The 24,419-nt window shown below is 38.8% G+C and carries 19 protein-coding genes and 1 pseudogene; 18 read left to right on the top strand and 2 right to left on the bottom strand.

Annotated features, from left to right (window positions below; translation table 11 throughout):
- Positions 1 to 3 precede the first annotated feature (3 nt).
- From FHY45_RS15915 to FHY45_RS15860, 12 genes are all read left to right on the top strand, one after another.
- On the top strand, positions 4 to 987 hold the full coding sequence (locus tag FHY45_RS15915) for an alpha-ketoacid dehydrogenase subunit beta (protein WP_066104899.1): 984 nt from the start codon (positions 4 to 6) through the stop codon (positions 985 to 987).
- A 28-nt stretch (positions 988 to 1,015) separates the two neighbouring features.
- On the top strand, positions 1,016 to 2,299 hold the full coding sequence (locus FHY45_RS15910) for a dihydrolipoamide acetyltransferase family protein (protein WP_066104895.1): 1,284 nt from the start codon (positions 1,016 to 1,018) through the stop codon (positions 2,297 to 2,299).
- 233 nt (positions 2,300 to 2,532) lie between these two features.
- On the top strand, positions 2,533 to 2,988 hold the full coding sequence (locus tag FHY45_RS15905; RefSeq protein ID WP_139892475.1) for an SAM-dependent methyltransferase: 456 nt from the start codon (positions 2,533 to 2,535) through the stop codon (positions 2,986 to 2,988).
- 142 nt (positions 2,989 to 3,130) lie between these two features.
- Positions 3,131 to 4,960, top strand: a complete 1,830-nt coding sequence (locus FHY45_RS15900; protein ID WP_139892473.1) for a methylmalonyl-CoA mutase family protein — start codon at positions 3,131 to 3,133, stop codon at positions 4,958 to 4,960.
- Positions 4,957 to 7,137 carry a methylmalonyl-CoA mutase gene (gene scpA / locus FHY45_RS15895; RefSeq protein WP_139892470.1) on the top strand — a complete coding sequence of 727 codons (2,181 nt, stop codon included), beginning with the start codon at positions 4,957 to 4,959 and terminating at the stop codon, positions 7,135 to 7,137. Before FHY45_RS15900 ends, scpA begins: the two co-directional genes overlap by 4 nt.
- Entirely contained in the window at positions 7,124 to 8,167 is a 1,044-nt protein-coding gene (meaB, locus tag FHY45_RS15890) for a methylmalonyl Co-A mutase-associated GTPase MeaB (RefSeq protein WP_257469154.1), read from the top strand. Before scpA ends, meaB begins: the two co-directional genes overlap by 14 nt.
- A gap of 191 nt (positions 8,168 to 8,358) precedes the next feature.
- The gene (locus FHY45_RS15885) at positions 8,359 to 8,796 is read left to right on the top strand and encodes a BrxA/BrxB family bacilliredoxin (RefSeq protein ID WP_139892467.1); all 438 of its coding nucleotides are present in this window, start codon (positions 8,359 to 8,361) and stop codon (positions 8,794 to 8,796) included.
- A 342-nt stretch (positions 8,797 to 9,138) separates the two neighbouring features.
- Positions 9,139 to 9,924, top strand: a complete 786-nt coding sequence (locus FHY45_RS15880) for a transporter substrate-binding domain-containing protein (RefSeq protein ID WP_139892466.1) — start codon at positions 9,139 to 9,141, stop codon at positions 9,922 to 9,924.
- Positions 9,925 to 9,990: 66 nt separating this feature from the next.
- Positions 9,991 to 10,644, top strand: coding sequence for an amino acid ABC transporter permease (locus tag FHY45_RS15875; protein WP_139892463.1), 654 nt, complete (start codon positions 9,991 to 9,993; stop codon positions 10,642 to 10,644).
- Positions 10,644 to 11,366 carry an amino acid ABC transporter ATP-binding protein gene (locus FHY45_RS15870; protein WP_066104869.1) on the top strand — a complete coding sequence of 241 codons (723 nt, stop codon included), beginning with the start codon at positions 10,644 to 10,646 and terminating at the stop codon, positions 11,364 to 11,366. Before FHY45_RS15875 ends, FHY45_RS15870 begins: the two co-directional genes overlap by 1 nt.
- Positions 11,367 to 11,450: 84 nt before the next feature.
- The gene (locus FHY45_RS15865; protein ID WP_139892462.1) at positions 11,451 to 12,422 is read left to right on the top strand and encodes an aromatic acid exporter family protein; all 972 of its coding nucleotides are present in this window, start codon (positions 11,451 to 11,453) and stop codon (positions 12,420 to 12,422) included.
- Between the two features lie 51 nt (positions 12,423 to 12,473).
- A complete protein-coding gene (locus FHY45_RS15860; protein WP_066105640.1) occupies positions 12,474 to 13,007 on the top strand; it encodes a L,D-transpeptidase in 534 nt (177 codons plus the stop codon).
- 24 nt (positions 13,008 to 13,031) lie between these two features.
- Here FHY45_RS15860 and prli42 read toward each other — a convergent pair whose 3' ends face one another.
- The gene (gene prli42, locus FHY45_RS15855) at positions 13,032 to 13,127 is read right to left on the bottom strand and encodes a stressosome-associated protein Prli42 (protein WP_139063836.1); all 96 of its coding nucleotides are present in this window, start codon (positions 13,125 to 13,127) and stop codon (positions 13,032 to 13,034) included.
- A gap of 157 nt (positions 13,128 to 13,284) precedes the next feature.
- Here prli42 and mce point away from each other — a divergent pair, with 157 nt between their 5' ends.
- From mce to abc-f, 6 genes and pseudogenes are all read left to right on the top strand, one after another.
- The gene (mce, locus tag FHY45_RS15850; RefSeq protein WP_066104864.1) at positions 13,285 to 13,698 is read left to right on the top strand and encodes a methylmalonyl-CoA epimerase; all 414 of its coding nucleotides are present in this window, start codon (positions 13,285 to 13,287) and stop codon (positions 13,696 to 13,698) included.
- 10 nt (positions 13,699 to 13,708) lie between these two features.
- A complete protein-coding gene (locus FHY45_RS15845) occupies positions 13,709 to 15,250 on the top strand; it encodes an acyl-CoA carboxylase subunit beta (RefSeq protein ID WP_373925498.1) in 1,542 nt (513 codons plus the stop codon).
- A 272-nt stretch (positions 15,251 to 15,522) separates the two neighbouring features.
- A complete protein-coding gene (locus FHY45_RS15840; RefSeq protein ID WP_139892460.1) occupies positions 15,523 to 16,650 on the top strand; it encodes a M20/M25/M40 family metallo-hydrolase in 1,128 nt (375 codons plus the stop codon).
- Between the two features lie 106 nt (positions 16,651 to 16,756).
- Positions 16,757 to 17,993 (top strand): annotated as a pseudogene (locus FHY45_RS15835) (DNA polymerase IV).
- A gap of 87 nt (positions 17,994 to 18,080) precedes the next feature.
- The gene (gndA, locus tag FHY45_RS15830; RefSeq protein WP_066104849.1) at positions 18,081 to 19,496 is read left to right on the top strand and encodes an NADP-dependent phosphogluconate dehydrogenase; all 1,416 of its coding nucleotides are present in this window, start codon (positions 18,081 to 18,083) and stop codon (positions 19,494 to 19,496) included.
- A 422-nt stretch (positions 19,497 to 19,918) separates the two neighbouring features.
- Positions 19,919 to 21,646, top strand: coding sequence for a ribosomal protection-like ABC-F family protein (abc-f, locus tag FHY45_RS15825; protein WP_139892458.1), 1,728 nt, complete (start codon positions 19,919 to 19,921; stop codon positions 21,644 to 21,646).
- A 1,410-nt stretch (positions 21,647 to 23,056) separates the two neighbouring features.
- Here the strand turns inward: abc-f and FHY45_RS15820 are convergent.
- Positions 23,057 to 23,656: a hypothetical protein gene (locus FHY45_RS15820; RefSeq protein WP_139892456.1), complete on the bottom strand. Its 600-nt coding sequence runs from the start codon at positions 23,654 to 23,656 to the stop codon at positions 23,057 to 23,059.
- Positions 23,657 to 24,419: the final 763 nt, after the last annotated feature.

Here is a 24,419-nt window from a genome sequence, read left to right as displayed (position 1 = left end):
ACCATGCCTGTCATTTCATATATTGATGCAATAACCATGGCGATGAAAGAAGAAATGGAACGAGATGAAAAAGTTTTTATCCTTGGTGAAGATGTTGGCAGAAAAGGAGGAGTGTTTAAGGCTACAAACGGGCTGTACGAGCAATTTGGTGAAGATCGAGTAATTGATACGCCTTTGGCTGAATCTGCTATTGCGGGGGTAGGAATCGGAGCTGCAATGTATGGAATGCGACCGATTGCAGAAATACAATTTGCGGATTTTATTATGCCGGCAATAAACCAAATCATTTCTGAGGCTGCCAAAATCCGCTATCGGTCCAATAATGATTGGCATTGTCCGATGGTCATACGTGCTCCTTACGGTGGTGGGGTACACGGTGCCTTATATCATTCACAATCAGTAGAGGCCATTTTTGCCAACCAGCCTGGTTTAAAAATTGTTATGCCATCTACACCATACGACGCAAAAGGGCTTTTAAAAGCAGCAATACGTGATGAAGATCCTGTACTTTTCTTTGAGCATAAACGTGCGTACCGTCTGATCAAAGGGGAAGTCTCCAATGATGATTATGTATTGCCGATAGGCAAAGCGGATGTAAAAAGAGATGGAGATGATATTACGGTTATCACTTATGGACTTTGTGTTCACTTTGCGCTTCAGGCTGCTGAAAAATTAGCTCAGGATGGAATCTCAGTGCATGTTTTAGATTTAAGGACAGTGTATCCCCTCGATAAGGAAGCAATTATCGAGGCTTCCTCCAAAACTGGTAAAGTGCTATTGATAACGGAAGATACGAAGGAAGGCAGCATAATAAGCGAGGTGGCGGCGATCATTGCCGAGAACTGCTTGTTTGAGCTGGATGCACCAATTAAACGTTTAGCAGGTCCTGATCTTCCGGCGATGCCATATGCTCCAACTATGGAAAAATATTTTATGGTCAACCCGGAAAAAGTGGAAAAAGCCATGAGAGAATTAGCAGAATTTTAAACTGATTGCGAAAGGAGATAAATAGCGAATGCCAATAGAACAGATGAAAATGCCGCAGCTTGGGGAGAGTGTAACAGAAGGGACGATCTCGAGCTGGCTTGTAAAGCCCGGTGACCGAGTGAATAAATATGACCCGATAGCTGAAGTAATGACGGATAAAGTGAATGCCGAAGTTCCATCTTCCTTTACTGGAGTAATTAAAGATTTGATTGCAGCAGAGGGAGAGACACTTCCTGTCGGGGAAGTCATGTGCAGTATCCAACTAGCAGGAGAGCCTGATAGTTCTGAAGAGGCACCAAAGGAAGAAAAGAATCATTCTGAGGAAAAAAGTGAATCGCTAATTCAGACCGACCAATCTAATAAGGCACGTTATTCTCCGGCCGTATTAAAATTATCCCAGGAACATGGGATTAACCTCGAAAACGTGGCTGGAAGCGGAGCCGGCGGTCGAATTACTCGTAAAGACATTTTGAAAGCTGTGGAGAGCGGCACTGCTGCTAAGGCCCAAGTTAACATTGAAAATGCTGAACCGAAAGCGGATACTCAGATGTATGAGCCTAATTTGGGTGTAAAGCAAAAATCATCAGGCAGTGATATGAAGATAGAAAGTGGAGATCGAGAAATACCTGTAACTGGTATAAGGAAAGCTATTGCACAAAATATGGTGCGTTCTAAACATGAGATTCCGCATGCATGGACAATGGTGGAAGCGGATGTAACCAATCTCGTTCAATACCGTGATTCACTTAAGAAGGAATTTAGGCAAAAGGAAGGCTATAATCTAACTTATTTTGCCTTTTTTGTTAAAGCGGTTGCTCAAGCATTAAAAGAGTTTCCAGAAATGAATTCAATGTGGGCTGGAGATAAAATTGTCAGGAAAAAAGATATTAACATCTCGATTGCTGTGTCGACGGATGAAGCGTTGTATGTTCCGGTTATTAAATTTGCAGATGAAAAAACAATTAAAGGGATTGCACGTGAAATTAATGAATTGGCTGAAAAGGTCCGTTCCGGTAAATTAAAGTCCGAGGATATGCAGGGCGGTACCTTTACGGTAAATAATACTGGTTCATTTGGATCCATCCAATCGATGGGAATTATAAACCATCCACAGGCAGCTATCTTGCAAGTGGAGTCAATTGTCAAGAAACCAGTTGTCATGCACGGCAATATGATTGCTATCCGGGATCGGGTCAATTTATGTCTATCACTAGATCACCGTATTCTTGATGGATTGGTATGCGGAAGGTTTTTGGCTCGAGTGAAAGATATCCTGGAACATATCACAAGCGAAAATACACCGCTATATTAATAGAAAACATGAGGGCACACAGTATGTGTGTCTTCTTTTATCTACTTGAATCATTTCCCAAGAAATAATTTACTGGATTAAATGAAAACAATGAAGTTCCTCTGAAGAATGGACATTGTATACACCTGTGAATTCATCGACGTTTTTCTTTTCATTTTATTTTAAAGGAATTTTTCTCGGAGTTGAAGAAATGATAGAGTGACTGCCGTCTGATTAAGGGGATGGATGTAGCTATGCACTATTTGATAGAACCAATAGCATTTGTGAAGAATAGCAGGAAAGAAATAGTGGATGATGATTGGGGTGCTATTGTATCGTCCATTGAACTGGCTGAGAATATAAGTCAATCGTCTTTAAAAGGTATACACGAATTCTCTCATTTAGAAATTATTTTTTATTTTGACAAAGTAGATGATAGAAATATTCAGTATGAAGCAAGACATCCCAGAAATAAAGAATTTCCCGAGGTAGGCATCTTTGCACAAAGAGGGAAGAATCGGCCGAATAAGCTTGGGGTTACAATCGTTGAATTGGTGGGAGTTGAACAGAGAGTATTAACTGTTAAAGGGCTAGATGCTCTGGATGGTACCCCTATCATAGATATTAAGCCTGTAATGAAAGAATTTTTGCCAAAAGAAAGAGTTCTTCAACCCACCTGGTCAAATACTTTAATGGAGAAGTATTGGTGAATTGATTGAATAATGATTTAAGAAGATTTGGACTATTTTTCCTTTTATTGGAGAAAAAGGTCGTTTGCATGATAAGATTAATTAACATACTATTTCGTTAATTGGCGAGGGGAGGGAGCTTTCTTTTAGTAGAAAGCAAGCTATGAAGATAAAGGATGCGAAGAATGATAGGTTTCAACAGACAACAGTGGAGGAGTGGGAAAAAGCAGTTCTAAAATCTTTAAAGGGAAAAGAACTGGACACATTACACACTCAAACGTTTGAAAAAATCATTTTGAAACCGCTTTACAATTTGGATTCAGAAAAAGATGAAGTACCCGTACCCGGTAAACCTCCTTATACAAGAGGAATCTATGAAAATGGCTATCAGCATCACCCGCTAAAAATTTGCCAAGTGGCAACAGGAAGCAATATTAAGGGAACTATACTCGAGGCATTGGAGAATGGGCAAAATACGATTTCCTTTGATGTAAACAAAATGGGCAGTGAAGAACTTATCAAACTATTGAATGATTTGCCGATTGAGGACTATCCTTTATTTCTACAGGCTGGTTCTGGTAACCGGCAGGAAATCATTATGGAAAAGTTAGCTGAGGTTAACGGGCTATCTGATCAACAAGGAGCAGTGGTACGAGATTTAATTACTGAATGGGCTGAAAGAGGGTCTATACCTACTAAAGAAAACAATGCCTTATCTGATTGGTTTCACTATATAAAGAACTGGAATCTATCTTCCCCAACAATAAAAACAATTCTGGTCAATAGTAGGCCTTATCATGAAGCAGGTGCAGATGCCGTCAAAGAGATTGCGTATTCATTATCACTTGGTGCACATTATGTATTTGAAGGCATGCAGGCAGGGTTATCAGCACAAGAAACGGCAGAAAAAATAATTTTTTCATTCTCGATTGATTCCTCCTTTTTCATGCAAATTGCCAAACTTCGAGCTGCGCGAAAGCTTTGGTTTGCGGTTGGTAAATCATATGGTCAGGAAAACATCTTTAAAATGGACATCCATGCACAGACCTCATTAAGAAATAAAACGGGGTTTGATCATTATGTAAATCTCCTCCGTTCAACAAATGAAGCATTGGCAGCAGTAATTGGGAACTGTCAGTATCTCACGGTCATCCCATTCGATCAATTGCAAAGAGAAAAGAGTTCTCTTGGAAAACGCCTGGCAAGAAACATTCCACATATTCTTAGGGAAGAGAGCATGTTAATGAAAACAGCTGATCCAGGCGGGGGTTCTTACTATTTGGAGGCTTTAACAGATGAACTGTGTCAACAGGCATGGGATCAGTTTATTAAACTGGAGAAAAAAGGCGGTATTCTTTCAGAGTTAAAGAAGGGGCAAATACAAGGAGAGTTAACGGAGCTAGCTAAAAACAGATTATCAGCGGTAGCTATTAGGAAGGAAAAGATGGTGGGTACAAATGTGTATGCAAATCCAAAGGAAGAACGACCGGATCTGGCACAGAATTTAATAGAAACGCAAAGCATTCAAAAGAGTGAAAAAGAAATATTCCCGCTTAAACCAATCCGTTTAGCATCAGAATTTGAAGCTATTAGATCGATGAATTTGACCTGGGGCAATGAGATGGAGCAACGGCAAAGAATCATAGTGATTGGACTGGGCAGCGTCTCTCAATCTAAGCCATATATTGATCTTTCAAAAGAAGTATTGGCGGCAGGGGGTCTGAGTTATACAGAGCGAACCGGAATAGTAAATCAAGAAATGCTGGAAGAGATAATAAGAGGTTGCCAGGGAATCTATTTCCTGATATGCGGTGATGAGAATCACCTGAATACGCCATTATCCAATTTAAAAGTAGACAGCAATATGCATATTTATGCAGTGGGGAATTTTGATTTGGCTATCAAGGAATTTAATTGGAAGAAAATTGACCGACATACAAATATGATTGACCTATTAACCATATTGTCATCAAGGCAGGGGGTAAAGGCATGAAAAAACCGGATTTTTCACAAATAGATTGGCAGTCTGTCCATGAGGATTTCGTTTCAGATTCAGCAGATATACGTTCGGATATTCCTGACTTTGAAACAAATGAGCAAATACCGTTAAAGCCTCTATATAATCGGGATGATTTAGAACTGGTGGAGCATGTACCGTCCTTCCCGGGGATTGCTCCCTTTACGCGGGGGCCATATGCAGCGATGTATGTAAACCGCCCATGGACAGTTCGCCAATATGCAGGCTTTTCTACTGCTGAAGAATCGAATGCTTTTTACAGACGGAATTTGGAGATGGGACAAAAAGGGTTATCGGTTGCATTTGATTTAGCGACTCATCGAGGCTATGATTCTGATCATCCGCGTGTGGTTGGGGATGTTGGGAAAGCGGGAGTTGCGATTGATTCGATAGAAGACATGAAAATACTATTTTCCGGTATACCACTAGAGAAAATGTCTGTGTCGATGACAATGAATGGTGCCGTATTGCCGATAATGGCATTTTATATTGCTACAGCAAAAGAACAGGGCGTAGATTCATCACGGCTTACCGGTACGATACAGAATGATATTTTAAAAGAATATATGGTACGTAATACATATATTTACCCACCAGCTATGTCTATGAAAATTATTGCCGATATCTTTGAGTATACCTCCGCTCATATGCCGAAATTTAATAGTATATCAATCTCTGGCTATCATATGCAGGAGGCAGGAGCACCTGCAGATTTGGAGCTTGCCTATACACTGGCTGATGGAATTGAGTATGTGAAAACAGGATTGAAAGCGGGCATACCTATTGATACGTTTGCCCCACGTTTATCGTTTTTTTGGGGTATCGGTATGAACTATTTTATGGAAGTTGCTAAGCTAAGAGCGGCTCGCTTTTTATGGTCAAAACTTATGAAGCAATTTGATCCGAAAAATGAAAAATCGCTGGCACTTAGAACACATTCGCAAACATCCGGTTGGAGCCTTGCTGAACAAGATCCATTCAATAATATCGCCAGAACTTTAATAGAGGCACATGCAGCGGCACTCGGGCATACTCAATCCTTACATACAAATGCTTTCGATGAAGCGATTGCGCTGCCGACAGAGTTTTCAGCCAGTATCGCCAGGAATACGCAGTTATTCTTACAGGAGGAAACCGGAATTACAAATGTTATTGATCCATGGGGTGGTTCCTATTATGTCGAGTCCTTAACGAATCGTTTAATTGAGAAAGCATGGGCACATTTGGAAGAGATTGAACAGCTTGGAGGCATGGCGAAAGCAATTGAATCCGGTATTCCAAAGATGAGGATTGAGGAAGCTTCTGCACGCCGGCAAGCAAAGATTGATTCCGGTGAAGAAATCATGATTGGAATCAATCAATACAGGACAGAAGAAAAAGAAGAATTTGATATCCTTGAAATTGATAATTCAAAGGTCCGCGAACAGCAGATTAAACGACTCGAAACGATTAAGGATACGCGTAATCAGGAACAAGTTACAAAAACACTGAATGCATTGACCAAAGCGGCACAGTCTGGCGAAGGAAATTTGTTGGAATTGGCTGTTGAGGCAGCAATTGCAAGAGCAACTCTTGGTGAAATCTCGGATGCGATAGAAGCGGTTTCGGGTCGCCACCGCGCTGTTATCCGAACAATCAGCGGAGTCTATGGTTCCCATTATCGGGAGTTGGATAAAATCAAAGAAGTTAGAGAATTAACAGAGGGATTTTTGCTAAATGAGGGTCGCCGTCCCCGAATATTAATTGCCAAAATGGGTCAGGACGGTCATGACCGAGGGGCTAAAATAGTTGCCTCAGCTTATGCAGATCTAGGATTTGATGTCGATATGGGTCCTTTATTTCAAACACCGGAGGAGTCTGCTAAACAGGCAGTTGAAAATGATGTGCATGTCATAGGGATGAGTTCTTTAGCCGGAGGGCATAAAACATTGTTGCCTCAGTTGGCCAGTGAACTAAAAAAACTTGGCCGGGAGGATATCGTCATTATTGCAGGAGGTGTCATACCGGAGCAGGACTATGACTATTTATACGAGCATGGAGCTTCAGCTATATTTGGTCCTGGAACCGTCATACCGGAAGCGGCTATCAAAATAGTAAATGAAATTTATAAAAGGCTAGGGTATGAGGAAGTGTCCAGTCATGACAGACCATAATCAGCAATACGCAAGAAAGAAGTATAAGAGAGTCCATACGAAGCCCGTTGATACAGAGGAAATTGTCCGGAACTTAAAAGCCGGGCAATTACAAGCATTATCAAAAGCCATTACTTTCGTTGAAAGCAAAGGGGACGTTTATCGTCCGCAGGCTGAAGAGATTTTGCAATCTATCCTCCCCTTTACAGGGAATTCAATTCGCATCGGTATTAGTGGGGTTCCAGGGGCAGGAAAGAGTACATTTATTGAGAATTTGGGGCTATTTTTATGTGAGCTTGGGTATAAAGTGGCCGTACTTGCCATTGACCCAAGCTCTTCCATCAGCGGAGGCAGTATACTTGGGGATAAAACTAGGATGGAAGAACTTTCGAAACATCCAAATGCCTTTATCCGCCCGACCCCATCAGGAGGTAAATTAGGCGGTGTGCACCGTAAAACAAGAGAAAGCATGATGATTTGTGAGGCTGCCGGTTATTCAGTGATCTTAGTGGAAACGGTTGGAGTGGGACAAAGCGAAGCTGAAGTCAGGGATATGGTAGATTTTTTTCTGCTGCTGACTCTTACGGGTGCCGGAGACGAACTGCAAGGAATGAAAAAAGGCATCCTTGAGCTTGTCGATGGAATAGCTGTTAATAAAGCTGATGGGGAAAATGAGAAGTTAGCAATTCGAGCGAAAGAGGAATACCGTCAAATCCTCCGTGATCATATACCGGCTACAAAGGATTGGACTGTCAAAACGTTTACCTGTTCAGCCTTGCATAAAAAAGGTCTGAATGAAATTTGGGAGGCCATTATAGAATTTTCCGTTTTCACAAAGGAAACAGGTGAATTTTCGAATAGGCGAAAGCAGCAGGTCACAAAATGGTTTGAGAGTGAAGTAGAACAACAAATCATTGACCATTTTTATACCAATAAAGCTGTTAAGGAACTATTACCGATTATCGAAGCAAGTGTCAGAGATGGAGAGAAAATAGTTTCAAAAGCAGCTGCTGAATTATTTCATCTGTATTTTTTTTCGAAGGATAAGTAAAATGTAGAGTAGTACATAAAAAAGATGGATAGCCTTATGGCTATCCAAAAGTTTAGGAGTATAGGGGGTCATCTTAATTAAAGGTACTATTCCCCTGTGTAAGTAAACTAAACCTGTCATCTGGAATATTTTATAAAAAACGGCTGCTCTGATACTATAAGGGTAGCTCCGATAGAAAGGAAGATGTTTAAGTGAGCATGAATTTTAATTTATTTATGAACGACGTGGTTCGCCAGGCTCGTCAGGAAATACAAAATGCAGGTTACAAAGAATTAACAACTGCAGAAGAAGTAGATGAGACTCTAAGCAAAAAGGGAACAACGCTTGTTATGGTTAACTCTGTTTGTGGATGTGCAGGTGGTATTGCTCGTCCTGCTGCTTATCATGCAGTGAATTATGATAAAAGACCAGACCAATTGGTAACGGTCTTTGCCGGTCAGGATAAAGAAGCTACTGCCAGAGCAAGAGAATACTTTACGGGCTATCCGCCTTCCTCTCCATCATTCGCTCTTTTAAAAGATGGAAAAATCATTAAAATGGTTGAGCGTCATGAGATTGAAGGGCATGAACCTGTAGAAGTAATTGAAAATCTGCAAAAAATGTTTGATGAATATTGTGAAGAAGTCTAATCGATCTTACCTCAGGTGAAAAGAGGAAAATAAGCTCAAAAAAGATAAGAATGAAAATGTCTAAATATAATAAAATTCTGTATATAATTTTATTATAATGTTATGGGAGAAGTATCATTTTTTGATACTTCTTTTTTAGTTTAACGCGTGAAAACTCAAGAAAAATTAATTATATATACATAATAATTAAATATTTTGCAAAACAGATTTTATGTGTTAAAATACATTTTGTTGCATATATATAATATTTATTAAATCTTAAAATATAGTTTGATAGTTTAATTGTGTAAGGAAATGAAAACTATCATCATGAAAAACACATTATAGTGGGGGTAAAGGACAATGAAAAAATGGTTGCTTAGTTTATTGACAGCAGTATTAGCAGTTTCGGTATTAACGGCTTGTGGAAGTTCTGACGAGTCAGGAAATGGTTCTGAAGATGAAAAAGTTTTAAAAATGGCTACATCGGCTGATTATAAACCATTCGAATACATTGATACAGCGAAAAGTGATGAAATTATCGGATTTGATGTAGATTTGGCAAAAGCGATTGCTGGGAAACTTGGTTATAAAGTAGAAGTTGTCGATATGGATTTTGGCGGTTTAGTAACGGCTGTGAAAAATGGACAAGCTGATTTTGTTATGGCTGGGATGACTCCAACTGAGGAGCGTGAAAAGAATGTGGATTTCTCTGATATTTATTACACAGCGAACCATATGATTGTCACTTCAAAAGATAACAAAATCGAATCAGTTAAAGATCTGGAAAATAAAACTGTCGGGGTACAAATGGGTTCTATTCAAGAAGAAAAAGCTCAGGAATTAGCTAAAATAACAAAAATGACAGTTGAAAACCGTGACAAAATTCCTGAATTGGTACAGGAAATAAAATCTGAACGTTTTGATGCGGCTATTATTGAAGATTTAGTGGCACAAGGGTATCTTGATAAGAATGAAGATTTAACAGGATTCCTTCTTGAAGGAGATGCAGAAGAAGTTGGATCTGCCATTGCTTTCAAAAAAGGCAGTGAATTGCGCGATCAATTTAATGAAGAGTTGAAAAAGATGAAAGAAAATGGTGAACTTGAAGAGTTAGTTCTAAAATGGTTTGGCGGAGACGCTGAATAATAATTTCAGAAAGGGAGAACCCCTTTCTGAAATTTTCTTTTTATTAACAGTGATAGGAGAAAGTACATGAATCTTGATTTTACAGATATTATCCCTTCCATGCCCTATATAATGGAAGGTGTATATACGACATTGCAAATAGCAGCATTGGCTGCATTGTTTGGTTTCTTGCTTGGAACCATTATAGCTTTATGCAAAATCACTACAATTAAGCCGCTCATTTGGTTATCAGATTTTTATACATCTATATTTAGGGGTACTCCATTAGTTCTTCAATTAATGATTATTTATTTTGCTTCACCGCAATTATTTGGTTTTCAAATTGAAGGGTATTGGGCAGCAGTTCTAGCGTTTTCTTTAAACTCGGCTGCATATATTTCCGAAATTATCCGTGGGGGAGTTCTTGCGGTAGATAAGGGTCAAAGGGAAGCAGCCATGGCACTTGGTGTTCCATACAGCAGCATGATGGCCAATATCATCCTTCCGCAGGCATATAAAAATATTTTACCTGCCTTAATGAATGAATTCATCACGCTTACAAAGGAATCTGCGATCGTTACAACTATCGGGGTAATGGATATCATGAGACGCGCATACCAAGTTGGGGGACAAACCTTCCAATATTTAGAGCCGCTTCTGTTTGCAGGTTTAATCTATTACGTATTGGTTATGATTTTAACGCTAATCGGAAAAATGCTTGAAAAGAGGTTGCAGCACTGATGATAAAAGTAAAAGAGCTATATAAAAGCTATGGAAAGCTGGAAGTTCTAAAGGGGATTTCCACAGAGATAAAAGAAGGAGAAGTGATTGCTGTAATTGGACCATCCGGTTCCGGTAAATCAACATTTCTTCGTTGTATGAACCTAATGGAAAAACCAACTGGCGGACAGATTTGGATAAAGGGTGAGGAGATTACTGCACCGAAAACAGATGTGTTAGCGATGCGTCAGAATGTAGGAATGGTATTCCAGCACTTTTATCTGTTTCCTCATAAGACGGTTTTGGAAAACATCATGTACGCACCAATGAAAGTCCGCAAAGTCAAGAAAGAGCAAGCCAAAAAGGAAGCAATGGAACTATTGGCAAAAGTAGGAATGGAAGATAAAGCGAATGTGTATCCTGAACGCCTCTCCGGCGGTCAAAAACAAAGGGTAGCCATAGCGCGAGCATTAGCCATGAAACCTGAAATTATGCTGTTTGATGAACCTACTTCAGCGCTTGATCCTGAGATGGTGAAAGAAGTACTCGAAGTTATGAAATCACTGGCAACTTCAGGGATGACAATGGCGATTGTGACGCATGAAATGGGATTTGCCAAGGAAGTAGCCGATCGTGTTTTATTTTTAGATGGAGGAGTGATTGTGGAGGATGCCCCTCCGGCAGAGTTTTTCTCGAATCCTAAATCTGAACGTGCTAAAGACTTCTTGCAAAAGGTACTCTAAAAAGTTTATGCTATTAGTAAAAAGATGGTCTGATTTCAGAGCGTCTTTTTTGCATTAAATTGCATGAGAGGGACTACATAAACTATGTTTAAAATCGGATATCGAACCGTTAAAACGGCTATAGGGACTCCAATTGCTATATACATAGCCCAAATAATTGGGCTTCAGAGTTTTGCCTCTGCTGGAATCATTACTATATTGTGTATTCAAAGAACAAAAAAGCGATCGTTCAGGGCTGCCGGTGAGCGTTTCTTTGCCTGTTCATTGGCCATGCTTTATTCCTTTGCATTTTTTGAACTTCTCGGATATACACCTCCTGTCATTGGATTAATGCTGTTGTTTTTTATTCCGACAACTGTTGCATTAAATATTTCTGGCGGTATTGTGACAAGCAGTGTAATTATTTTGCACTTATACGCTTCTAATTCGATTACATTGTCAAGCTTACTTAATGAATTTTTACTAGTTGTCATTGGGATTACAGTTGCCTTTCTGGTTAACTTTTATATGCCGAACATGGAGCGGGAGCTAAAAAAATACCGAATGGATATTGAAAAGCTCTATAGTATTATTTTTAAGGAATTAAGTAATTATTTGGTGACAGGGAACAGTGCCTGGAGCGGTAAAGAGATTATAGATGCAGAAAATTTAATTCGAAAAGCGGTTTACTATGCAGCTTTGGAGGAAGAAAATCATAAAATAGTCGATGATGCCTCGTACTATCACTATTTTAAACTCCGTGAAAAACAGTTGAGTATCTTAAAGAGAATACTGCCTTTAGCTGCTAAGATGGATTTGTCGGGTGATGAGGTCAGTCATGAACTTGGTGAATACATTGGATTTTTAAGTGATAATGTTCATCATCATAATACCGCTAATGAATACATCGAGATGCTTGAGAAGTTAGTGAAGGAAGTAAAAAAGAAAGAAATTCCAACATCCTTCGATGATTTTGAGAAACGGGCCGCACTTTTCCAGCTGATCAAAGAATTGAAAGACTATCTAATAATCAAAAGTACAGTGAAACCACTGCCAAATTCTAAAGAAAAGAAATGAATGAAAACACAGTTCAGAGCCCATCCTAAACAAAAAGGATGGGTGTTTTTTATGAAATGGATGTCACTCTGGTTATTACTGCAAGTAATGTCTCCAATATGGCCTTTAGGACCCAACCCAATTCCCGGGGATCCGTTTATCGTGATTAATAAACAAACCAATCAGCTAGTATTTTATGTTGATAATCAGGAAAGATATCAATTTTCGATTGCTACTGGAAAGAATGATGAAGATACACCAGAGGGTCTGTTTACGATTATTACAAAATTCGAGGATCCTGAATACTCCAGAAAGTCGATTCCGGGTAATGATGAAAGAAACCCACTCGGCTCTAGATGGATGGGGTTTGATGCACGTAAAACGAATGGTAGAAATTACGGGATTCATGGAACGAATCAGGAGGATTCGATTGGAAAAAAGGTGTCTGCTGGATGTATCCGGATGAAAAATCAAGAAGTCCAGGTACTGTTTGAATTAGTTCCGCTTGGTACAAAGGTGTACATCTATGATAATTCAGAGCCTGCTTCTTTTTATGCGAGACTATTTCATGCCATAAACGAAAAAACCTCATCTGACTCTCCGTGAAGAGAAAAAGATGAGGTTTATTTTTTATAGGAAAGCTGACAAACCGGATAATAAGGTCACCGCGACCATCGTAAAAATCATAATATAAACGATTATCTTCTGTGTACGCTTTTTAGACATAGAGCTACACTCCTTTTACATTCTTCTATTTGATACTACTATGTTTAGCAAAACTCCTCAAGTCTAAAAAAAATTCATTCACTATTTGAGCAAAATATCTTTATAGAATTTTAAGAATGCTCTATTATTTAAGATAGGAAAATAAAGGGGGATTTGTATGCAAAAGGGAATTGATCATATCGGCATTGCTGTTCGTTCCATTTCGAAAGCGCTTCCTTTATATGAGGGGATTTTTGGTATGGTAAATGAAGGGGAAGAAATAGTCGAGAGCCAGGGAGTTAGGGTAGCTTTTTTATCCACTGGTAATACACGAATAGAGTTATTGGAGCCCTTGAATGAATCAAGTGCTGTTGCAAAATTTATTGCAAAAAGAGGGGAAGGCATACACCATATTGCGCTTGAAGTGAGTGATATTAAAGAAAGAATTAAAGAAATAAAGGATAATGGCATTCAATTGATTGATGAAGAACCCAGACCCGGAGCACATCATACACAAGTAGCTTTTATACATCCTAAGTCGGTACAGGGAGTTTTAGTAGAGGTTCTAGAGAAACCGGAACGGGAGGAATAAAATAGTGGATATGTATGAAAGAATAACCGAACTGTATGATAGAAAAAATGATATCGAGCTTGGTGGCGGATGGGATAAGATTGAAAAACAACACGAAAAAGGAAAATTGACAGCTAGAGAGAGAATCGATATTTTGATGGATGATAATAGCTTTGTTGAACTGAATGCTTTTGTTGAACATCGCAACAGAGACTTTGGTTTGGATCAAATAAAAGGGCCTGGCGATGGGGTTGTAACCGGCTATGGCAAAATTGATGGAAGGCCAGTTTATATTTTTTCTCAGGATTTTACCGTATTTGGCGGAGCATTGGGTGAGATGCATGCCAAGAAAATATCATCCATTATGGATTTGGCTGCTAAAAACGGAGCTCCAATAATAGGATTAAATGATTCCGGCGGAGCGAGAATTCAGGAGGGTGTCACCTCGCTGGATGGATATGGCCAGGTTTTTTACCGCAATGTTATCTACTCGGGCGTTGTACCGCAAATATCAGTTATCATGGGTCCATGTGCAGGTGGTGCCGTATATTCTCCAGCCATTACGGATTTCGTTTTTATGGTGGATCAAACAAGCCAAATGTTCATCACCGGTCCAAAAGTGATAGAAACCGTGACTGGGGAAAAAATTAGTTCAGAAGATTTAGGCGGAGCGAAAGTGCATAATTCTATTAGTGGAAATGCACATTTTGAAGGAAAAACTGAGGAAGAAACATTACGTTTGGTAAGGAAATTGCTTTCCTATCTGCCTTTAAATAATGAAGAAAAACCACCAGTAAGTGAATGGACTGAGCAAAATGATTATTGCCCTGATATTGCTGAATTGGTACCTTATGACGGTATCCGTCCTTATGATGTTAGGAAGGTTGTAAAAGCAGTAGTCGATCAGGATTCCTTCTTTGAAATCCAAGAGAGTTTTGCTCGAAACCTAGTGATTGGTTTAGCGAAAATTAAAGGTGAGACAGTCGGTTTGGTATGTAATCAACCGAAATATATGGCGGGAGGACTCGATATCAATTCTTCTGATAAGGCGGCAAGATTTATCCGTTTCTGTGATTCATTTAATATCCCGATTATTACATTTGAGGATGTAACGGGATTCTTTCCGGGAATTAAACAGGAGCATGGAGGAATTATTCGGCATGGTGCGAAAATTTTGTATGCTTATTCGGAAGCAACCGTTCCAAAATTAACGGTGATTTTAAGAAAAGCATATGGGGGAGCATATGTAGCCTTAAACAGTAAATCGATTGGGGCTGATCTTGTCTATGCTTGGCCGAATGCTGAAATCGCTGTGATGGGGCCACAAGGTGCAGCCAATATCATTTTTGCTAAAGAAATTAACAATAGCCCTGATCCTGAAGCCGTACGCCAACAAAAAATTGAAGAATACCGTGTAAAATTTGCTAATCCATATGTAGCGGCAAGTCAAGGGATGGTCGATGATGTTATCGATCCAAGAGAAACCCGAATTAAATTGGCACAGGCTTTAGAGATGCTTCGAACAAAAAAAGAATCAAGGCCGTCAAAAAAACATGGAAATATTCCGCTTTAATTAAATTGAAGAGTCCTATAAAGGGCTCTTTTCTTGTAATCTATTTTTTTAATAAGGATTAATTGTATCTGATTATTAAACAGCTGAATAAAAGACTTGTAATTCCTAAATGATACTAACCGTACACCTCATTCCCTGAAAAAGAGAATGGCTCAAAATTATTATTTGCAAAGGGAAAAACTGTCTGCCATATGTCAAGTGCCTGCTCTTTTCTTATGACAAAAACATCGGTATACTTATAAAGTAACTTATTCCTGATAGGAGGAAGACAATTGATTAATGAAGAGAGATTATTACAAGAATTCTTAGAATTAGTACAAATTGATTCTGAAACAAAAAATGAAGGACAAATAGCAAAAATCTTAAAAGATAAATTCAGTCTTCTCGGAGTAGACGTTTACGAGGACAATGCAAAGGAACTTACTGGCTTTGGAGCAGGCAACTTAATTTGTACGCTGCCTGGCACTAAAGAAGGTGTTGATACGATCTATTTTACATCCCATATGGATACGGTTGTTCCTGGTAACGGTGTCAAACCTTCCATTAAAGATGGTTATGTAGTAACTGATGGTACAACTATTCTTGGGGCAGATGATAAAACTGGTCTTTCCGTAATGCTGGAAGTTATCCGTGTATTAAAAGAAAACAATATTGAGCATGGCACAATCCAATTCATCATCACAGTTGGTGAAGAATCCGGCTTAGTTGGTGCAAAGGTATTGGATCGTTCTCTTATTAAAGCTACATATGGTTTTGCATTGGATAGTGATGAAGCGGTTGGTAACATTATTGTTGCAGCACCGACACAAGCTAAAGTACAGGCTGTTATTAAAGGTAAAACAGCGCATGCAGGAGTTGCGCCGGAAAAAGGTGTTTCTGCAATTACGATTGCGGCTAAAGCTATTGCCAAAATGCCGCTTGGACGAATTGACGAAGAAACAACTGCTAATATCGGTCGCTTTGAGGGTGGTACTCAAACAAATATCGTTTGTGATCACGTAGAAATTCTAGCTGAAGCACGCTCCCTAATCCCTGAGAAAATGGAAGCTCAGGTTGCGAAAATGAAAGATGCCTTTGAAACAACAGCTGCAGAAATGGGCGGTACTGCTGAAGTAGAGGTAACGGTTATGTATCCTGGTTTTAAATATGATCATGGTGATCATGTGGTGGAAGTTGCTAAAAAAGCAGCCGTTAAAATCGGCCGTGAACCAAAACTTCAGCACAGCGGAGGAGGCAGTGATGCAAATGTCATTGCTGGACACGGCATTCCTACAGTTAATCTTGCGGTAGGATATGAGGATATCCATACTACAAGTGAAAAAATGCCAATTGCTGAGCTTAATAAGCTTGGTGAAATGGTACTTGCAATTATTGAAGAAGTAGCAAGTCCATCTAAATAATAGTGTTTGTTCAAGGTGCCACTGGATTATTCCGGTGGCCATTTTACATAAAATTGTTTAGTGCCGGATAAACAGTGAATATAAGGGAATAAGAGGGTTTAAAGAGATGGAACAACGTCAAGTAAAAAAAGGCGGAAGAGTCATTTTACATGTGGATATGAATAGCTTCTACGCCTCAGTTGAAATGGCACATAATCCTGAATTGAAAGGCAAGCCATTGGCAATTGCCGGGAATGCAAAAGAAAGAAGAGGGATTATCGTGACATGCAGCTATGCAGCGCGTAAACACGGGGTGAAAACCACCATGCCTATTTGGCAGGCGCAGAAGCTTTGTCCCGGCCTTATCCTGATGGAACCTAATTTTGACCGGTACCGTGCTGCCTCGCAAGGTATTTTTGATTTGTTGCGGATGTATACACCGCTTGTAGAACCAGTTTCGATAGATGAAGGGTATTTGGATATTACCGATTATTGCGGAGATAGATCACCAGTTGAAATAGCCCAGACAATTCAAAAAAGGATTATGGAAACGATGGATTTGCCTTGCAGTATAGGTATAGCTCCAAATAAGTTTTTAGCGAAAACGGCTTCAGATATGAAAAAACCAATGGGAATTACGATTCTTAGAAAGCGTGAAGTTCAGGCTAAACTTTGGCACCTGCCGGTTGGAGAGATGCATGGAGTGGGCCAGAAAACAGCTGAAAAACTGTCATCAATAAACATTAAAACAATTGGTGATTTGGCCAATGCACATGAGGTTTCGCTTAAAAAGCTGCTTGGAATTAATGGGGTTCGATTAAGAGAAAGAGCTAATGGCATTGACAGACGTGTGGTAGATCCTGAGTCGATATATGATTTTAAAAGTGTCGGGAATTCAACCACATTACCAAGAGATGTAACAAACCAGCAGGAATTGTTCGAAGTCCTTCATCGTTTGAGTGAAAAAGTTTCTGCTCGGTTAAAGAAAAAGGAACTGCTGACTATAAAAGTTCAAATCATGATTCGTTATAAGGATCGAAAAACAGTAACACGAGGTAAAACCCTTCAAAATCCTATTCATAAGGCTGAAGATCTATATAGCCATGCACGAGATCTTTTTTCAAAGCATTGGAATGGAAATCCAGTTAGGCTATTAGGGGTAACAGCAAATGAAGTAGTTGAACAGCAGGAAGCAATTAAGCAATTGGACATTGGATACGACTGTGGAAAAGCTAACTAAAAAGTTTGGGGATAAAATTATCCGAAAAGGGATAGAAATAGATAACAATAAAGTGGATGCTAAGACCAGTTTTAGCAAGGACTTCTTAAAACAGCCCAAACCTAGGAATGACAAGGGAAACTAATTCGTAGCACTTGCGAAAATAGTGTAAAATTGCTAAAGTTAATACGATTTAATATAGCGAATAAATCAATGAAAGGAATGTTTACAGATGGAAAAACAACAAATCGGTGTAATCGGTCTTGCCGTTATGGGTAAGAATTTAGCATTTAATATTGAAAGCCGTGGATATTCCGTTTCAGTATATAATCGTTCATCCGAAAAAACAGATGCTATGATGAAAGAGGCAGAAGGCAGAAATGTTCATCCTACCTATTCAATCGAAGAATTTGTAAACTCATTGGAAACGCCGCGTAAAATCTTAATCATGGTTAAAGCGGGTGCAGCAACAGATGCAACTATTGCCCAATTAACTCCTTACCTTGACAAAGGGGATATCCTGATTGATGGCGGTAACACGTTCTTTAAAGATACGCAGCGCCGTAATGAAGAATTAAGCAAGCAAGGCTTCCATTTTATTGGGACTGGTGTATCTGGCGGTGAAGAGGGAGCACTGAAAGGCCCTTCTATTATGCCTGGAGGACAAAAGGAAGCATACGAGCTTGTAGCTCCAATTTTAAAAGCTATTTCCGCTAAAGTTGGCGATGATGCATGTTGTACATATATTGGGCCGGATGGGGCTGGTCATTATGTGAAAATGGTTCACAATGGAATTGAATACGGAGATATGCAATTGATTTCCGAATCCTATGCTTTATTACGCCATATTCTAGGGCTTAATGCTGATGAACTTCATGGTGTATTCTCCGAATGGAATAAAGGTGAACTTGATAGCTATCTAATCGAAATCACAGCTGACATCTTTACGAAAAAAGATGACGAGACCGGTAAGCCGATGGTAGATGTAATCCTTGATAAAGCAGGACAAAAAGGAACTGGAAAGTGGACAAGTCAAAGTGCACTGGATCTTGGTGTTCCACTGCCAATCATTACTGAGTCTGTTTTTGCGCGTTTCTTATCCGCGTTGAAAGAAGAACGTGTGGAAGCCTCTAAAGTTTTAACAGGTCCTGAGGTTAAACCATTTGCCGGAGATAAAGCAGCGTTTATCGAATCAATTCGAAAAGCTTTATATTTGAGCAAAATTTGTTCATATGCTCAAGGCTTTGCACAAATGAAAGCTGCATCAGACGAATACAATTGGGATCTTCAGTATGGTGATATTGCGATGATCTTCCGTGGCGGATGCATCATTCGTGCACAATTCCTTCAAAAGATTAAAGATGCTTATGATCGCAATCCTAACCTTAAGAATCTTCTTTTGGACGATTATTTCAAAGAAATTGCATTAAGCTATCAGGAAGCATTGCGTGAAGTAATTGTTGCAGCTGTTCAGGCTGGTATTCCGGTACCATGCTTTACAGCAGCATTGTCCTACTATGACAGCTACCGTGCAGAAACATTGCCTGCAAATCTATTACAGGCACAACGTGACTACTTTGGAGCTCACACATACGAGCGTGTAGATAAAGAAGGCATTTTCCATACTGAATGGATGGAATCTAAATAATATCAATAAAGCAGCTTAAAGATCCTTGTTCTTTAAGCTGCTTTTTTATGTATAATTATGGGAATGAAATCCATTCTAGGAAATAGATTTTAGCAAACCCTCAGTGACTGAAAAGTCATAATAGTTTTAGAACAGTTTGACATCGTTCAAGAGCTGGCATATACTGTAAATAATAAAAGGTAAAGGACTGATATTGGGACGATGAGAATCTAATCTTGTTTTCTGCGATGTTTTTTTATAAAAACAGAAGCCTGAAAATTGGATTAGTGTGCCCATAACACGTTCTTTCATTGAATAGAGTATAAATAAAGGATTCAGCTGCCATGGCTGTATTCATATTTGTATACCTCTGTTGATCAACGATGTTCACACCCCAATAGGCTTCTGTTGGGGTTTTTAGTTGTTAATTTTAAGAGGTGAGAATGAATATGCTAAGTCTGAAGGAAATACAAAAAAGCTATGGTGAAAGAACGATTTTAAAGAATATAAATATGATTATAGAATCTTGGGATAGAATTGGGCTGATTGGCTATAACGGGGCAGGTAAAACAACGTTAGCCAATATTATGACAGGAGCAATTCAAGCGGATAAAGGGAATATTAGTTTTGGGAAAGATCATGTCAGTATAGGATATCTGCGGCAGTCAATTGACTATACAGCCAGTATCTTTCAATCCATGTTGGAGACCGGGGCTGAGGCTGGAATGTTTGAGCTGACGAGTCAGCTTGGATTAGAAGGGTCACAGTTGTGGAATCAAGAACGATTGGACCATTTAAGCGGGGGAGAACGTTTAAAGCTTGCACTCGCACATATTTGGTCAACCAAACCTGATTTATTAATTCTGGATGAACCAACAAATCATTTAGACTTTGATGGGATTCTTTGGCTGGTAGAGGAGCTTGCATCCTATCAAGGTGCGGCCATTATCATCTCACATGATCGATACTTCCTGGACCTGGCTGTTAAACGTATATATGAAATTGAGGATGGTATTGCGCATGAGTACACTGGCAATTACAGTGCTTATAAGAAACAAAAAGAAGAAAACAGAAGAATTCATAAACATCAATATGATCAACAACAGAAAGAAATCAAACGGGTAGAAGCGCAAATGAATCAATTGAAGAATTGGTCAGAAAAGGCACACCGTGATTCAACGAAGCATGGCACTGCCTCTGAAAGAAAATTAATGGGCAAAAAAGAATATTACCGAGTTAAGGCCAAGAAGAAGGATATACAGGTTAAATCCAAGCGAAAAAGGCTGGAAGCGGAACTTACAAAAAAAAGAATAGAAAAGCCTGCTGATGAAGTAAAGATTGAATTTGATTTTCAGGCGGCGGACAAGCGAGGTAAACGGATAGTGGAGGCAAAGGATTTAAAAAAGCAATATAGAGATCATACAGTTTTCCAAAGCAGTTATTTTTATATAAAACACGGGGAGTCAATTGGCGTCGTTGGTCCTAATGGCGCGGGGAAAACAACGCTAATTCGGCTGATTCTAGATCAAGAGCCCATCAGCGGCGGAGAGTTATGGAAAAGTCCTACTCTGAAAATCGGCTACTTAAGTCAGGATGTTGGTGATCTCCCGGTTCATAAGAAGCCAATAGAAGCACTTGGACTTTATGAAAGGGATTCGATATTTAAGGCAAAAACGTACTTGGCGAATCTCGGGATTACAGCAAGACAAATAGACGAACCGATTTCCTCCCTATCAATGGGGCAGCGTACGAAAATCAAGCTAGTTCAAATGCTGATGGAAGGTTATGATTTGTTGATACTGGATGAACCGACTAATCATCTCGATTTACCGAGCAGAGAACAATTGGAGGAGACTCTTTCAACTTTTGCCGGGACCTTGGTAATAGTGTCGCATGATCAATATTTAATTGAACGTCTATGTAACAAGCTGTTGGTTATTGATGAAAAAATCATTAACCGCGTTGAAAGAAACAATCGAAATCCGGCCGGACAAATACCTGCAATGAATAGGAATATCGAAGAAGAACTTATGGTCGTAGAGACAAAATTAGCTGCGGTTTTAAGTCAATTGAGTTTATTAACATCCGTCGATTCTAAGTACAGTGCATTGGATAAAGAGTTTAAACAATTAATTGAACAGAAGGCTATCCTGAATAGAACCGGAAATTAGCCATTTATATTAAAGAGGTGCTCTGCAGATATGATTGAAATTATTATGGTGTTCACTATTGGTGAATTTCACGCCCGATAAGTAAGAAGAACCCGCCATCATTTTCTGTGGGCCATCATTTTTTTATAGTATCATTTGCGAGACGTTCCTACTCATGAAGCTATAATTTGATATTAGTAAAAAATAAAAGAACTACAAAGAGACGATCATTTGTATCGACCCAAAATTTAGTTTTTCACTCTAAATTTTAGGAGTCATTACCATTTGGTCGTCTCTTTTATATTTATCATCGTACTTATTTATTTGTTTTTAGATGCCAATTTTCTACCATAATACCAGTATGTCAGCATCCCCAAGATATACGCAATAATATCCCAAGCATCACCGGTACTCGTTTTTATAAATAGAGGAGTTATGACCTCCCAACAGATTCCACAAAATAAACCGGCAACGAGGAAGTGATGGATCTTGGTTAGCTGAAACGAAGTCCAGTTACTTAGAGACAGAACAAAGTTCAGGTATGCTGCAAAGGAGATGCCTCCTAGGTAGTCATTGAAATGACATCGCAGCAGATATCCGAGGACAGGAATTTGTACATCCGCTTTAATTAATTCATTCATTTGAAAAAGGATCAGCGGCACAATGAAAAATAACAAATCCTTCTTTTGTCTCTTATTTAACCGCATATTGAGAAGAGAACCAATGCGACTATGATTGCGAAAACAGTTGACCAGAAACCCATAAGGCAGTCTCCTTTACATGATAAAATTAATTTTCCACAGACTTATATTCTGAAACTCTATAACAACATATGTACACCTATGAATGCTACATAAACCGGATGACCTAGTTCAAAATTATATTCATCCCAAGAGAAAATATGCAGTGTCATCTCAAGGTTTTTTCTAATGCAGGGAATGTATATCCTTCATACTCTGAGATCGTAAGTACACAGTCCGCCAGTTTGCCCGGTGAGATTTCTGTACTCATCGCGTTAATAGCATATCGTCCTCAATGAGAGAAAAAATATCCGCTAACTCTTTATACATGACACCTGACACCTCATCTTTCCTATGTTTATACTACATAAATGCTACAACTATCTAATACCCTATTAACAGCTAAAATAATCCGATTTAATTATACTAGAAAAACAAATTGTTATATTAGAATAAGAGATGCCTTTTTCTTGTATTATAATAACACTGTTAATTTTTGTTAATATTCAGAAGGTGGACTGCGGTTGAGAGACCGTCCACAGACGGTCAACCCATCCTGCAGCCGCAGCTGCTATGATTGTATTATGATACAACCATACAACAAAAAAGAGCCGACCTATACGGTAAGCTCCGGGGAGAGATTAGTGAGGACTCTCATTCTCTGCCTTGTTTCGGTAAAGTATAACGGCATCTAAACAACTGTAACTTGAAGATAATGATACAAACCACTCTTATATAAGATATAATTTATCGAGTTCATGGTAACACCCTCTGGTTTGCCAACATTATCAAGAATGCTTTGTCCAAAATCAAAAGCTTCAGAATACCCTAAACCTGGATCAAGTGCTAATACCGTTGCAGCTACAATCGGCGATACATCAGTCGTTTCTTCAATGAGGAAGGTAATGCCGATTGCAACGCCTTCCGAGTAACCTTGACTAACAGGAACAGATATGTCAGTTCCTTTGGAGAACGAATACATTCCGACCGAACGACTATCGTCTTTTATTCTATAAAAAAGGATATTATCTTCATCATAGAACAATTTATTTTCATCATGTTCCTCTTCTGATTCAAAAGAATATCCATTTATACCGTCAAAAGCATCATCAAATCGATCTGCAAAGGCAGAAGGGTAAATCGATAAATGATTGCCATCAACAAACGAGGTCACATCTTCTGATTCAGTATCCAAAACAGTTTCACACCTTGTGCAAGATACTTCTCTGACACTAACTGCCTCGTCATAATCTATATCCCACTCGCTCCAGGCTCCGCGTTCATGACCCAATGCTTCACCTTCAATCTTTTCGCATATAGTGCAGGTTTTAGGTTCTGTACATGTGGCATCAGAATAATCATGAGTGTGAAAAAGCTGTGTTATTCTGCACGCGGATAGACAAAACAGCATACATGCAATAAATAACAATGAAATTATTTTTTTTTGCCATTTCTCTTCCTCCAACAAAAAAATTAAGCATGTTATAGATAATATTATATTAGAATATTATGGAAATATATAGATAAATGGTTATTTTTTAGATATGTAAAGATTTACAAAGAGAGTTTACTTTGTTGTAAGAATAAGGATTCATTAATAATTTATAATCATCCTCTTCTTTTTTATATTCTATATAACTTAATTAAAGAGATAATAATCAGTGGAAAAATATCGGAGAAATATTTAACTATGGTCTTGTTGTGGGTTTTATTTTTAGCTGGGTATTTTATCTAAAAAAGAGAATAGTAAATAAAAACTATTTCCTTTCCTTATCTGAAGGTGGGTATGTTTATGATCGAGAAGCTCGAGGGTTACCCTTCAGTGCAAATTATTATGATATATCAAGAATCTTTTGAAATTAAAAAAAGTATCATGTATAGTTTAATTGTAATAGAAAGATACATAATGCTAAACAAAAGTTGATAAGGCAGAGGAAATGTTGGAGTTTTTAACAAGTCAAGATTGGTATCTGAACGATGAATCTCTTAAAAGTTACTTTTCAGATTTGATATATTGGAATATCAAATGCTGTGTTTCTATAAATAAAACTGGA

The sequence above is a fragment of the Bacillus sp. D386 genome, assembly GCF_006346415.1.
This window is presented reverse-complemented; position numbering and strand designations above follow the sequence as displayed.